This window comes from Stutzerimonas sp. (genome assembly GCF_982611455.1).
Map to the genome: position 1 here is coordinate 24127 of NZ_CEXBBO010000024.1, position 12880 is coordinate 37006.

Genomic DNA, 12880 nt, shown 5'->3' on the forward strand with positions numbered 1-12880 from the left:
TGTGAAAAAAACGTCAAGGATCGCCATTCAGCCGTACCCGGAAGCAACTGCCCTGGGGTTCGCGTTGCCGCACGCCGACTTCCCAGCTCTGATGCACGCAGATCCGCTTGACCAGTGACAGGCCCAGTCCGAGCCCCTCACCGCGTACCTCGGCGCCGCGCACGAATGGTTGAAACATGAGTTGTTGCTGATCCAGCGGGATGCCGACGCCGGTGTCTTCGACGCGAAACCCGGTGCGTTCGAGAATCAGGCATACCGTGCCGCTTTCGGTGTAGTGCAGGGCATTGCGCAACAGGTTGGACATCACCGTGCTCAACAGCGTGTGGTTGTATTCGCCCGCGCTTTCGCCTTCCGCGATCACCTCGAAACTCAGCCCTTTGTCGCGCATCAGCGGTCCCCAGCGTTCGGCCTGCTCCTCAGCGACGCTGGCCAGGCTGGCGCTGCCGCCCAGCGCTGTCTGTTCCGGCCGGGCGCGCGCGAGCATCAGAAAGGTCTGCACCAACTCGTGCATCTCCTTTGCAGCACGTTCGATGCGCTGCGCCTGGGTGCCGGACTTGTCCGGCAGCTCGGCCTGATCGAGCAATTCGCAAGCACCGAGAATGACCATCAGCGGTGTGCGCAGCTCGTGGCTGACATCGGCGGTGAACAGCCGCTCGCGCTCCAGGGTTTGACGCAGCTGACCAAGGGTGCTGTCGAAGGCCGCAGCCAGATGGCCCACCTCGTCGTCGGGATACTGCAGCGCCAGCGGTGGCGCCAACGGATGCAATTGATCGCGATGGCGCACCTGTTGGGCCAGTCGCGTTACCGGCGCCATCACCGTGCGAGCCATCAGCCGGCCAAGCACCCAGGCGCCGGCAACGCTGAGCAGAAAACCTGCGAGCACCACATTGAACAGTGCATTTTCACGGGCCTCGAACGCATGCTGCTCCCGCACCAATAGATAGCGCTCGCCAGCGATTTCGCGGACATACACGTAATACGCCTCATCGCCCCTGACCAGCTCGGTGAAACCTTCAGCCAACTTCGCCAGTTCTTCAGGCACAGCGTACTGAGGCATGTTCGAGGCATAGAACGTAGTACTTGAATCCAGACGCGGCGTAATGCCCTGGCGAAGGTCCTCGTAAAGTACGATATCCAGCTCGCGGTCCAACTCCTCGATTACCAAGTGCTCCTCGATGGAATGCACCACGGCGACGATGCCGAGGGAGAACATGCCGCTCACCGCAAGAGCCATCAATGTAAAGGCAATGACGATGCGCCGCGCGAAGGGCTGTTTAGCCAGCATGGGTCATCTCCGCCAGGCGGAAGCCGACGCCATGCACGGTGTGCAGCAGCGGCGCGGCGAAGGGTTTGTCGAGCACTTGGCGCAACTGGTGAATATGACTGCGCAGGCTGTCACTGTCGGGGATATCGTCGCCCCATAGCGCTTCTTCCAGCTGCTCGCGGCGTACCACCGCTGGGCTCTTTTGCATCATGATCTTCAACAGCTTGTGGCCGATGGGGTTCAGCCGCAACGGCTGGCCGCCGCGAGTGGCCTGCAACGTATCGAGGTTGTAATGCAGATCGCCGACCTGTAGTTCATTTTTGCGTGAGCCCTGGCTGCGCCGCAGCACGGCTTCGATGCGCGCGACCAGCTCAGACAGCGCGAACGGCTTGACCAGATAATCGTCGGCGCCGACGCCGAGCCCCTGCAAGCGATCATCGAGCGCGTCGCGCGCCGTCAGCATGATGATTGGCGTATCGCGCCGGGCGTCTTCACGAAGGCGCTTGCACACCTGCAAACCGTCGATGCCCGGCAGCATGATGTCCAGCACGATCAGATCGTAGTGACTGGTCGCGGCCAGGTGCAGCCCACTCAGCCCGTCCTGGGCGCAGTCGACCACGTAGCCCTTGAGTTCGAGGTAATCCAGCACGTTGGCAAGGATGTCTCGGTTGTCTTCGATGACCAGAATGCGCATGGCGGCTCGCTCGCAGGAACAAATGACGTTTTTTTCACAGCTTCTTGACGAAGGGCTCACGGGTACGTCGACAGACTTCGGCACGTTTTCCCCTTTCGGAATCATACGATGCCAACGCTCCGCCATGCTCAGCTCCGTTACCTCTCATTGCTACTCGGCCTCTGGCTGGTGGCCTTTCTGCTCACCCGCACGGCATTGCTGGTCAATCATTGGCAGGAAGCCGGAACCAGCGCCAGCGGGCTATTGACCGTTTATGGCGTGGGGCTGCTCTACGATCTTGCCTACCTGGCGTTTGCCGCCGTACCACTTGGCATGTACCTCCTGCTCTGTCCCGAGCGCCTCTGGAATAAACCTTGGCATCGGGCCTGGCTGCAGCTGTTATTGGCTATCAGCCTCTACGCCATGCTGTTCACCGCGGTGGCCGAATGGTTGTTCTGGGACGAGTTCGGGGTGCGCTTCAACTTCATCGCCGTGGATTACCTGGTCTATTCCGATGAGGTCGTTAACAACATTCTCGAGTCCTATCCGATCTATCCATTGCTGGCGTTGTTGGCGCTTCTGACACTGCTCGTCGTCGCCGCGCTGCAGCGCCCCCTGCGCCACGCCCTCGACGCGCCCCTGCTGCCATGGCGCGGGCGCATGGCTGCAATTGCCAGCCTGACGGGCCTGGCATTTGGCGTAGCGCTGACTGTCGGTCAAGACTTTCCTCGCAGCTCCGGCGGCAATGCCTATCAGCGTGAACTGGCGAGCAATGGTCCGTTCCAGTTCTTCGCGGCCTTTCGCAACAATGAACTCGACTACCAACAGTTCTATGCCACCCTGCCGGAGATCGAAGTGGCCGAGCAGCTGCGTCGTGAAATCAGCGAACCCAACGCACGGTTCATCGGCAGCGATCCATTGGATATTCGCCGTGTAATCGATAACCCGGGACAACCGAAGACACTCAACGTGGTGCTCGTCACCATCGAAAGCCTTAGCGCCAAATACCTGGGCAGCTTCGGTGACACGCGCGGGTTGACGCCGAACCTCGACGCGTTACGCCGTCAGAGCCTGTTCTTCAACAACTTCTACGCCACCGGGACACGCACCGACCGCGGCCTGGAAGCCATCACATTGTCCGTGCCACCCACTCCAGGGCGCTCGATCGTCAAGCGAATCGGCCGTGAAAGCGGCTTCGCCAGCCTCGGCCAGCAGCTCACGGCACAAGGCTACGATAGCGCGTTCCTGTATGGCGGACGGGGCTACTTCGACAACATGAGCGCTTTTTTCAGTGGCAACGGCTATCGCGTCGTCGACCAGAGCAGCGCTGACGAAGCGGACATTCATTTCAAGAACGCCTGGGGCATGGCCGACGAAGATCTTTATCGCCTGGCGATCAAGGAGGCGGATGCCGACCATGCGGCCGGCAAACCCTTCTTCCTGCAGCTGATGACTACATCCAACCATCGGCCGTATACCTACCCCGAGGACCGCATCGATATTCCATCGGGTGATGGCCGGGAAGGCGCGGTGAAGTACACCGATCATGCGATCGGCGAGTTCCTGCGCGACGCCCGCGGCAAACCCTGGTTCGACGAGACACTTTTCATCTTCGTCGCCGACCACACCGCCGGCAGCGCAGGCTCGCAGGATCTGCCGGTGGCCAACTATCACATTCCACTGTTCGTCTATGCGCCGAAGCTCATCGCACCGCGCGAAGTATCGACGGTCGCCAGCCAAATCGACATCGCACCGACGCTGCTCGGCCTGCTCAACCTGGACTACGTCTCGACCTTCTTCGGTCGCAACATCCTGCGCGACGATGCCCAGCCAGGCCGGGCTCTGATTGGCAACTACCAACACCTGGGGCTTTTCGACGGCAAAGACTTGGCGATTCTCAGCCCTCGCCGGGTGGTGCGTCGCCACGACGATGCACTTCAAATCAGCCGAGAATCCCAGACGACGCCGGACGATAGCCTGGTCGCGCGCGATATCGCCTATTACCAGGGTGCCAGCCATGACTATGTCCATGCGCTGCTGAGCTGGCTGCCCACATCGCCTTCCGGCACCCGCCTCAGCCAGCGCTGAGACCCTTCCGCCCCGTGTAAACGGGGCCATCGATTGAGCCCAACATGACCCCAGCCACGTACACAACGACGTCCCGACCCTTCAGCTTCAGTCTCTGGTTCGGCCTTCCGGTGCTGATCATGGCCCTGCTGCTGGTCACTGACCCGAGCGGCCTCGATTTCGCCATTTCCAACTGGTTCTACAGCGCGCAGGACGGCTTCGCGGGCAAACACAGCTGGCTCCTCGAAGACGTGTTACACGACCGAGCGAAACAGGCGGTGATCGCCATTGGCCTACTGGCGATTGCCGGCTTCATGCTCAGCCTGCTGCCGACCCGTCTTGCCGCTTGGCGACGGCGGCTGGGCTATCTGGTGCTGGCGCTCGGGTTGTCGACTGCCATCGTCACACCGCTAAAAGCGCTGACCGGTGTGCATTGCCCCTGGAGCCTCACCGAGTTCGGCGGCAACGAAACCTATACGCCGCTGTTGAGCCCACGTGCACCGACGCTCAAACCAGGCCGCTGCTGGCCTGGCGGTCATGCCTCGGCAGGCTTTTCGCTGTTCGCGCTGTTTTTCTTTCTGCGGGACCGGCATCCCCGTGCGGCGCGGTACGGATTGGGTCTTGCGCTGGGATTGGGCCTGCTGTTTTCCGTCAGCCGAGTGATGCAGGGCGCGCACTTTCTGTCGCACAACATCTGGACGATGCTGTTCGACTGGATGATCTGCCTATTTTGCTACCGCCTTGTGCTCTATCGCCTGCCCAGCGAAGCCGTTGCAAACGACCTGAGCGCAATCGACCCGGCGCTATAGCCGCCTCAAGGTTTCCGGCGGAACGCTTGGGCCTTGGCCTGGTCGACGTGATGCCGCCATTCACGATCACGCTGGCGCTCCAGCGCGTTGGAGCGCCAGGCAGAGAGCCCGCCACTGGCTTCCTGCGTCGCCTGGCATTGGCGATAGCCGTCGTTCCAGCCCTCGGCATACAGCGGCTGGCTCAGGTAGCGCGGCACATCCTTGCGAAACTCAGCCAGCGCACCTGCGGCCTGGCGACCGCTGCCACAGCCAGCCTCGAAACCATCGGCATACTCCGGCGGGTAGCCTTCGGCGAGCAGCCGTTGGCCGGAACTCTGGCAGCCGGCCAGGGACAGGCCAGCGAGCAGCACCACCAGCAACATCGAGCGACGATGCGGCAGTTTGCTGCGCCGACTGGTGGCTTGGGCAGGAAGCAGGACGTGCGCAATCATCGGTTCACCTGAACACAGAGGAGACGGACCCGCAGCGACGCAAGGGCTGCTGCGGCGGTACCATCAAGTCTGTACAGGCTGCTGTCGGGGTTTCGTCAAACCGATGTGAATGAAACGTGAAACGCCAAAGGGTGCGGTTAGCTGCCCTGACGGCGAAAGCTGTAGAACAGGTTGGGCTCGCTGACCACGTAGAGCGTCCCGTCGTTGTCGACGGCCACGCCCTCGGGTTGCGGCGCGGTTCGGCGCAGATCGCTAAAGAAGCCGTTGAGGTTGCGATAGCTAAGCATGCGGCCCGTGTCGCTGAGTTCCATCAGCAACTTCGACTCGTCACTGAGGAGGATCAGATGACCGGTTTCAGCATCGAAATTGATATCCGATAAATCAGTGGCGAACACCTGATCGGCGATCCAGGCGCTGCGGTCGTGAATCACCAATTGCAGTCGTCCCTCCAGGCTCGCTGCGACGCCACGGACCTCGTAGAGCTGACGCGGGTCGCGCTCTTTGACAATGAACAGACGGTCCCCAGCCGCGTCATACGTCAAGCCCTCGAAGCCCTTGTTGCCGTTGAGATTGATCCCCAGAGAAAAGAACTGCGCCTCGGATATATCAATCGACCGCGGCAACGCCGGTAACTGAAAGATGCTCACCTGTTGCGCACGCTCGTCCGACACCGCGACTCGGCCGTTGCCCATGTAGGCCAAGCCCTCGACATCGCCGAAGCCCTGCAATGGGTAGCGCTCGAGCAGCTCGCCGGTCTTGCTCAGCGTCACCAGCTCAGTAGGCCCGCCGTTGACCACGGCCAGCAGGCGGTCGAGATCGGCGTCATAGGTGATTGCCGAAAGGTTTTTGCGAATGCCCTCGATCGGCTTGGCGTCGATCATCACACCGTAATCGGGCAACCAGCGATTCGCTGCGTTATCGCCGCTGCCATTCACCTCGCTGGTCAGATAAAAATAAAGGCGCTCGTTCCAGTGCAGCGCCACAGTGGTCGCCAGACCAGCGGCCAACAATGCAGCCAGACCGAATAGTCGATAGCGGCCATTGCGCAACGTGGTCATGCGTTGCGTGGGGTGAGGGTTTATCTGCATCATCGCGGTGCTTTCCTTATCGCTGGCGCGGCCAGTGGCTTTCATCTCAAGGATCATCCGGTGTCAGGTCTGTCCCGCTTCAAGTCCCGCCTGCAAGGCTGGGCACGCACGCTTAAACGTGACGTCATGACGCTCTGGTTCTGTACCCGCCACCCGGATACGCCCTGGTGGCTACGAGTGCTTGTGCTCACCATCGTGGCCTACGCGTTGAGCCCGATCGATCTGATCCCGGACTTCATCCCGCTATTGGGCTATCTCGACGACCTGATCCTGTTGCCACTCGGAATTTGGCTGGCCGTGCGCCTGATGCCCGCCGACATCCTCACCGCTTGCCGCGCCCAGGCGCTCGCCTGGGAGCAGCGGCACGACGCCCGCCCGGCCAGCCCGGCCGGGGCAGCAGCGGTAATGCTGGTCTGGGTGCTGGGTGCCGCCTCGGTCGCCTATTGGCTGAGCGGGCGCTGATGAACGTGGGGAACATAACCAAGCAGATGTGAAAAAAATGTTGCGTCAACGCTGAGTTGCCGGCGACGGCCAGGCTTAAGTCTGCCTTGAGGCTGAAGCCCAACCGACATGGAGGGGAATCGGGTCTAGCCGGGGCTGGAATTCACGACGGGCAATGGCGCTGCGGACTGAAGAAATCTGCCCGGCTTGCCGTCATTGTTATCGCGATGTCATGTCCCGCGCGTCTCGGTGGCCGTATGGAGCGGATCACCGCGGCGGAAGGGCTCCGGCCCCTGATCGGCTTCAGGAGTCGATAGCTCCGTAGCCCCATCGCCCACACGAAATGGCCTGGGCGGGTCATCGTCCATGCGGGTCCGTTTGGGTTGAGGCTCAGCTTCTGGCTCGGCCGTCGGACGCTCGCGAAGCATGACCAGCGCAGCCGCCGCCAGCAGCGCGGCGAACACTCGGTAGACCAACGAGGCAAGATCGAAACCGATCAGCTCACCGCCATCGAGCCACAACGACCCGAGCCGCCCGGCAACCAGTGCGAGCATGGTGATCACCAGCATCACCAGGGCCGCTTTGGCACGCTCCGGGAGCTGCATCGCCCAAAGCAGAAACAGCGCCAAGCCCAGCTGCAACCCACCGTAATAGACGCGCATATGGCTGACCGAGGCGGTCTCCATCAGCAGCATCCCGTTCAGATTGGCCATCTCATAAGGGCGCAGCCAGTAGGCGAGGCTGAAACCGATCATGATCACGGCTTGAACAATCAGAACGAAACGGGCAAAACGCATCGAAAACTCTCCTGATAGCGGCTCCGCAACACGATGGTTATCCGACCGAAACAGCTCGCGTTGGTTCGCCAAACACACCGCAGCCGCACCCATCGTCGGCTGAGACATTCACTCACATCTGATGCTTGGGCTGCACCCGGACCTGGCGGTACTCTGCGCACTGTTTCGTCGGAGGACTTCCCATGCGCCACTTACTGCTCGCCGCCACCCTTTTTGCCAGCCTCGCCCAAGCTGCCGAACCGATCGCCATCGATGTTCATCGTGACGCCAACTGTGGCTGCTGCACCTCGTGGATCAAACACTTGGAAGAAAACGGTTTTGCCGTGACCGATCACGTCGAGGCCGACATGGCGGCGGTCAAGAGTCGTCTCGGTGTACCGCACCGGCTGGGCTCCTGCCACACCGGCGTGATCGATGGAAAGTTCGTCGAAGGGCACGTACCCGCGGCCGACATTCTCAAGCTGCGCGCACAACCGGACCTGATCGGCGCGGCAGTGCCGGGTATGCCCATGGGCTCACCGGGTATGGAAATGGGCGATCGGAAAGATGCCTACAAGGTGATCGGGCTGAACAAACAGGGCGAGGAATCGATACTGGCCGATTACCCGGCGAACTGAGCAAGATGAGCTGAACGCAGGACGGGTCTTAACCATTGAGCAATGGCTGGCAGAAGCTCCCGAACATGCGGTGATGATCGGGCTGATATCGGGACAGGACCCGATGCAGATTCTCGGGAGGCCTTCGTCCAGGCGATTCTGGGTGATACCGAGGACACTTGGGACGCGCGCTGTTCCAGCAGTCAGGCGAGCAGTATCGCGACCCTACGCTGGTGCTCTTTGCCTCGAAAAACTAACTGGCGCCCTGGGAGGCCCTCGCACCGGCCAGGCGCGGCAGCAGCAGATGTTCGAACAATCGTGGAAACCAGCGCGCCACCAACCGCGCGCGCCAGCCGATATTGGATAACACAAGCAGCCGGCGCCTCTTCAGCGCGCCTTGATAGATAGCCTCGGCGACATCCTGCGGCGACGCCACGCGGCCCAGCGCCAATGCCGGTTGCGGCGAAGTGGAACCGTCACCGATCAGCACGTTCTTGCGCAGATCGGTAGCGGTGTAACCCGGACAGACCAGCATCACGTTCACGCCGGTATCCGTCAGCTCGGTACGCAGGGTTTCGAATAGGCCATGCAGGGCGTGCTTGCTGGCGTTGTAGGCGCTGCGGTCGGGTACCGGCGCGTATTGTGAAAGCGAACTGAGCACGATGATTTGCCCACGCCGCGCCAGCAGGCTTGGCAGCGCGGCCTGGGTGCAATGCAGGGCGCCGTAGAAATTCACCGCCATGATCCGCTCGAACACAGCCAATTGGGTGTCGGCAACACGGCTGCGGTGCGTGATACCCGCATTGTTGATCAGCACGTCGATGCCACCGAAGCGCTCGACCACCAACGCCACCGCCTGCTGCACGGCGGTCACGTCCGACACATCGCAACGCAGCCCCAGCGCGTCGGCGTTATGGTGGTCGGTCAGATGCTGCACCAAGCCATCCAGTGCGTTCTGATCGAGATCGAAGATCACCAGCCGCGCGCCACCCTGAGCCATCCGCTCGGCCAGGGCGCGGCCGATCCCAGCGCAGCCACCTGTGATCAGCACGACCTTGCGATCGAACACCTTGTTGGTGAATACCTTGCGATACATGAACCACTCCATCCGAGGCTGCTCGAGACACCCACAGCCTGTCGGTCGTGGTGCCGCTCATGGTTCAAGCATAGTCGGCTGGCGTTGATCCGCGGCCGCGTTTGGGCGACCCTTCGTTCTAGACAGCAAAGCGCCCGGCGACCATGCTTGCCGACGCGCAAACCACAAGGGGCAGTGAATTACCTTGAAGCCTTTACTCTGGATGTCGTTTGCGGCGGTTCTGGCCGGACCTTGCTTCGCCGCGTCCGAGACTGAACCGTCGCGAACCCTGACCGTTGGCTACTACGACTTCCCGCCGGCCATCTATAGCGATGCACAGGGCCGACCGCAGGGGCCGGTCGTGGACCTCACCCGTCGCGTACTCGAACATGCCGGCTATCAGGCGCGGTTTCGTGGATTACCGAGCGCACGCCTGTATGCAGCCCTGAAGGACGGCTCCGTCGATGTATGGCCCGGTGCACCAGGGAAACCGGAGCTGCTTGCCGATACGCTCGAAGGTCACGAAACCCTCGCGCAGATCAGCCTCAATCTCTACCACCGATCTGACACCCCACCGCCTCAGGTGCCGAACAGCCTCGCTGGACGCGGCGTCATCATCATTGGCGGCTACAACTACTGGCCGGAGGTGAATCAAATGCTGCGAGATCCGAAGCTGGGCATTCGCCTGCACCGCACCAGCAGCCACGCCTCCGCGCTGGAAATGCTGCAGCACCGTCGCGCTGACTATTTGCTCGATTATCAAATTCCGGTGAGCCAGGCGATACAGCGCCTCGGCATGCAGGCGCTTCCCCACGTGACTATCCATCACCTGCCGATTCGCTTCATCGCGTCGCGGCGGTTGACCGACAGCCAGACCGTGCTTGACGCGCTGGACCGCGCCTACGCCGAAATGGCCGCGGCAGGCGAAGACCTGAGCCTGCCGGGGGAATAAAGCGGCTGCAAGCTAATCAATGTAGGCGCCGGGCTGGCTTGCCGCTTATGGCTGCTTTTCAGGTACCGCGCGGCTTGGCCCGTGCGGTGGGCTCGGCGACCAACGGATCATCCGGCCAGTAATGTTTGGGGTAGCGGCCTTTCAGATCTTTCTTCACGTCACTGTAGGTGTTGGCCCAGAAGCTCGCCAAGTCCTGGGTCACCTGTACCGGGCGGCGTGCCGGTGAAAGCAGGTGCAGCTTCACCGCCTGCCGACCACCGGCGATGCGCGGCGTGTCGGCCAGCCCGAACAGCTCTTGCAAACGCACCGCCAAAACCGGCGGCGACTCGCTGTAATCGAGCCGAACCCGCGAGCCCGAAGGCACGGCGATGGCGACCGGCGCCAGCTCGTCGAGCCGCTGCGGCAACGGCCAAGGCAGCAGCGTCGCCAGCATGCTTTTCAAGTCCAGCTGCGCGAAGTGGGCCAGCCGTGAAACCTTGCCCAGATAGGGCAGCAGCCAATCTTCCAGACGCTCGAGCAACGCGGCGTCGCTGACGTCCGGCCATTGGCTGGCAGTGCTGGTATCCAGATCGATCTGCCGAAGCAAGGCGATGCGCGCCTGCCATTGACGCAGCTCGGGTGTCCAGGGCAGGAGTTCCAGCCCCTTGCGACGGACCAATCCAAGCAGGGCGCGGCCACGCGCTTCGTCATCCAGCCCCGGCAAGGGCTCGCGGCTGAGCACCAGTTCACCGACGCGCCGCTGCCGTTCGGCACGCAGCACGCCTTCGCGCTCGTCCCACTCCAGCTCGTCGCGTTGGCTGATCTGCTCGGCCAGCACGTCGTCGAACAATGTTGGATCCAGCGCCGCGGCGCGGTAGATGCGCTCCTCGCGCTGGCCCTGGCGACTGCCCAGTTCGGCGATCACCAGCCAAGACTCCTTCATCAATGCATCCGGTTCACCGAACACGGCCGCCCGGCCATTGGACAGGCGGTACTCGCCACCGCCCTCACGCCGCTGTCGAGCGATCCGATCAGGATAGGCGAACGCCAGCAGCGCGCCGTGCCAACGATGATCCGAAGCATTGGCCGGTGCGGCAATCGTCGGGCCGCGCAGCAGACCACGAAACTGCCTCGCCAGCTGACGCACCCGCTGAGCACCGGCATGTCGCCCGGCGCTGCCGTCGAGCAGCCCGAGGCGGGTGGAGATATCAGTGCCCCCGCCGCGCTGGATATCGCGCTCCACCAGCAATGCGGCGAGATCGGCCGCCAGCGGTGCGAGGCCCAGCGCTTGCCCACGCAGTAGAAGATGAGCAATCCGCGGATGCGCCGGCAGCTCGGCCATGGCCTGGCCATGAGCGGTCAGCTGCCAACCGCCACGGGTGTTACGGCTGAGTGCCCCGAGACGCTGCAGGAGGTCCTGCGCCTGCCCATAAGCAGCAGCAGGTGGTGCATCCAGCCAGGCGAGTTCATCCGGCTCGACGCCCCAGCGCGCCAGCTGCAGCGCCACACCGGCAAGATCGGCCTGGAGGATTTCCGCTTCGCCATAAGCGGCCAGCTGCGCATGCTGATCCTCCGACCACAACCGGTAGCAGGCACCTGGCTCCAGACGTCCGGCACGACCCGCCCGCTGAGTTGCCGAGGCGCGCGAGATACGGCGAGTATCCAGGCGGGTCATGCCACTGCCGGGATCGAAACGAGGCACCCGCGCCAATCCGGCATCGACCACCACCCGCACGCCTTCGATGGTCAGGCTGGTCTCGGCGATGTTGGTTGCCAGCACCACTTTGCGCTTACCGGCAGGCGCCGGTTCGATGGCGGCACGCTGGGCAGCCAGCTCCAGTTCGCCATGCAACGGGCACAGCATCACCTCGCTTCGATCCGCCAGCTGTTCGGCCAACGCGTCGTTCACGCGGCGAATTTCGGCCTGCCCCGGTAGGAAGACCAACACACTGCCGGATTCTTCATCCAGCGCCTGCAAGACCGCTTGCACCACTCTCGGCTCGATGCGCTCGGCGGACTGGAACGGCCGCCCCCAACGCTGGGCGACCGGATACATGCGCCCCTCGCTGCGCACCACCGGTGCGTCGTCTAGCAGGCTGGACAGCCGTGCGCCCTCCAGCGTGGCGGACATCAGCAGCAGCTTGAGCGGCTCATCGCGCAGTAACACGCGGGCGTTGAGCGTCAGCGCCAGGGCCAGATCGGCATCCAGGCTGCGCTCGTGGAATTCATCGAAGATCACCAGCCCAACGCCTTCCAGCGCCGGATCGTCCTGCAAGCGGCGCGCGAGAATGCCCTCGGTGACCACCTCGATACGGGTGTTCGGCCCAACCTTGCTGTCCAGGCGGATGCGGTAGCCGACAGTTTCGCCGACCTTCTCACCCAACTCGCTGGCCAGGCGCTCGGCCGCCGCGCGTGCCGCCAGACGCCGCGGTTCGAGCATCAGAATGACTTGCCCGTCCAGCCACGGTTCACCCAGCAAAACCAACGGAACGCGAGTGGTCTTGCCGGCACCAGGTGGGGCTTCGAGCACCGCTTCGTCACGCTCACGCAGAACCTGGCACAAGGCCGGCAGGGCTTCGTCGATGGGTAGGAGCAACTGGGGCCTCCGGGTTTGAGCGCGGCATTATAGGGAAAGTCGACAAAACGCTGGAGGCTGGACGAAGAGATCGTAGGGTGGATGACGCTTTTTTCATCCACCGGAGCCCCAC

The 12880-nt window shown here is 62.7% G+C and carries 12 protein-coding genes and 1 pseudogene; 6 read left to right on the forward strand and 7 right to left on the reverse strand.

All coding sequences use genetic code 11. The annotated features are described in order from the left end of the window. Positions 1–13 precede the first annotated feature (13 nt). Entirely contained in the window at positions 14–1285 is a 1272-nt protein-coding gene (locus tag AC2LD7_RS14830) for a sensor histidine kinase (RefSeq protein WP_484598501.1), read from the reverse strand. Next, the gene (locus AC2LD7_RS14835; protein ID WP_484598502.1) at positions 1275–1958 is read right to left on the reverse strand and encodes a response regulator transcription factor; all 684 of its coding nucleotides are present in this window, start codon (positions 1956–1958) and stop codon (positions 1275–1277) included. The genes AC2LD7_RS14830 and AC2LD7_RS14835 overlap by 11 nt, the downstream gene beginning before the upstream one ends. Before the next feature lie 108 nt (positions 1959–2066). Here AC2LD7_RS14835 and AC2LD7_RS14840 point away from each other — a divergent pair, with 108 nt between their 5' ends. Together AC2LD7_RS14840 and AC2LD7_RS14845 are read left to right on the forward strand one after the other, a co-directional pair. After that, a complete protein-coding gene (locus AC2LD7_RS14840; RefSeq protein ID WP_484598503.1) occupies positions 2067–4025 on the forward strand; it encodes an LTA synthase family protein in 1959 nt (652 codons plus the stop codon). A gap of 44 nt (positions 4026–4069) precedes the next feature. Beyond that, positions 4070–4813: a phosphatase PAP2 family protein gene (locus AC2LD7_RS14845; RefSeq protein WP_484598504.1), complete on the forward strand. Its 744-nt coding sequence runs from the start codon at positions 4070–4072 to the stop codon at positions 4811–4813. 5 nt (positions 4814–4818) lie between these two features. On the opposite strand, the gene AC2LD7_RS14850 is transcribed toward AC2LD7_RS14845, so the two are convergent. Beyond that, positions 4819–5175 carry a hypothetical protein gene (locus tag AC2LD7_RS14850; protein ID WP_484598544.1) on the reverse strand — a complete coding sequence of 119 codons (357 nt, stop codon included), beginning with the start codon at positions 5173–5175 and terminating at the stop codon, positions 4819–4821. Positions 5176–5381: 206 nt separating this feature from the next. Then, entirely contained in the window at positions 5382–6332 is a 951-nt protein-coding gene (locus AC2LD7_RS14855) for an SdiA-regulated domain-containing protein (RefSeq protein WP_484598545.1), read from the reverse strand. A gap of 126 nt (positions 6333–6458) precedes the next feature. Between AC2LD7_RS14855 and AC2LD7_RS14860 the strand changes: the two genes are divergently transcribed. Further along, positions 6459–6794, forward strand: coding sequence for a YkvA family protein (locus tag AC2LD7_RS14860; protein WP_484598546.1), 336 nt, complete (start codon positions 6459–6461; stop codon positions 6792–6794). 209 nt (positions 6795–7003) lie between these two features. Here the strand turns inward: AC2LD7_RS14860 and AC2LD7_RS14865 are convergent, their stop codons facing one another. Then, entirely contained in the window at positions 7004–7570 is a 567-nt protein-coding gene (locus AC2LD7_RS14865) for a DUF4345 domain-containing protein (protein ID WP_484598505.1), read from the reverse strand. Positions 7571–7752: 182 nt separating this feature from the next. Between AC2LD7_RS14865 and AC2LD7_RS14870 the strand changes: the two genes are divergently transcribed. Both AC2LD7_RS14870 and AC2LD7_RS14875 read left to right on the forward strand, forming a co-directional pair. Further along, positions 7753–8187 (forward strand): DUF411 domain-containing protein, encoded by a 435-nt coding sequence (locus tag AC2LD7_RS14870; protein ID WP_484598506.1) that lies wholly within the window; start codon positions 7753–7755, stop codon positions 8185–8187. Between the two features lie 123 nt (positions 8188–8310). After that, positions 8311–8417, forward strand: a pseudogene (locus AC2LD7_RS14875) (neutral zinc metallopeptidase); the annotation flags it as partial. Positions 8418–8419: 2 nt separating this feature from the next. On the opposite strand, the gene AC2LD7_RS14880 reads toward AC2LD7_RS14875, so the two are convergent. Further along, positions 8420–9262 (reverse strand): SDR family oxidoreductase, encoded by an 843-nt coding sequence (locus AC2LD7_RS14880; protein WP_484598507.1) that lies wholly within the window; start codon positions 9260–9262, stop codon positions 8420–8422. A gap of 184 nt (positions 9263–9446) precedes the next feature. Between AC2LD7_RS14880 and AC2LD7_RS14885 the strand changes: the two genes are divergently transcribed. Next, positions 9447–10193 carry a substrate-binding periplasmic protein gene (locus tag AC2LD7_RS14885; protein ID WP_484598508.1) on the forward strand — a complete coding sequence of 249 codons (747 nt, stop codon included), beginning with the start codon at positions 9447–9449 and terminating at the stop codon, positions 10191–10193. Positions 10194–10251: 58 nt separating this feature from the next. On the opposite strand, the gene hrpB is transcribed toward AC2LD7_RS14885, so the two are convergent. Further along, positions 10252–12768 (reverse strand): ATP-dependent helicase HrpB, encoded by a 2517-nt coding sequence (gene hrpB, locus AC2LD7_RS14890; protein WP_484598509.1) that lies wholly within the window; start codon positions 12766–12768, stop codon positions 10252–10254. Positions 12769–12880 lie beyond the last annotated feature (112 nt).

What these genes read in the sequence shown, in the direction of transcription:
- AC2LD7_RS14845 (WP_484598504.1), top strand. Translation starts at nt 4,070, where the DNA reads ATGACCCCAGCCACGTACACAACGACGTCCCGACCCTTCAGCTTCAGT.
- AC2LD7_RS14840 (WP_484598503.1), top strand. Translation starts at nt 2,067, where the DNA reads ATGCCAACGCTCCGCCATGCTCAGCTCCGTTACCTCTCATTGCTACTC.
- AC2LD7_RS14830 (WP_484598501.1), bottom strand. Translation starts at nt 1,285, where the DNA reads ATGCTGGCTAAACAGCCCTTCGCGCGGCGCATCGTCATTGCCTTTACA.
- AC2LD7_RS14835 (WP_484598502.1), bottom strand. Translation starts at nt 1,958, where the DNA reads ATGCGCATTCTGGTCATCGAAGACAACCGAGACATCCTTGCCAACGTG.
- AC2LD7_RS14855 (WP_484598545.1), bottom strand. Translation starts at nt 6,332, where the DNA reads ATGCAGATAAACCCTCACCCCACGCAACGCATGACCACGTTGCGCAAT.
- AC2LD7_RS14865 (WP_484598505.1), bottom strand. Translation starts at nt 7,570, where the DNA reads ATGCGTTTTGCCCGTTTCGTTCTGATTGTTCAAGCCGTGATCATGATC.
- AC2LD7_RS14850 (WP_484598544.1), bottom strand. Translation starts at nt 5,175, where the DNA reads ATGTTGCTGGTGGTGCTGCTCGCTGGCCTGTCCCTGGCCGGCTGCCAG.
- AC2LD7_RS14870 (WP_484598506.1), top strand. Translation starts at nt 7,753, where the DNA reads ATGCGCCACTTACTGCTCGCCGCCACCCTTTTTGCCAGCCTCGCCCAA.
- AC2LD7_RS14860 (WP_484598546.1), top strand. Translation starts at nt 6,459, where the DNA reads ATGACGCTCTGGTTCTGTACCCGCCACCCGGATACGCCCTGGTGGCTA.
- AC2LD7_RS14880 (WP_484598507.1), bottom strand. Translation starts at nt 9,262, where the DNA reads ATGTATCGCAAGGTATTCACCAACAAGGTGTTCGATCGCAAGGTCGTG.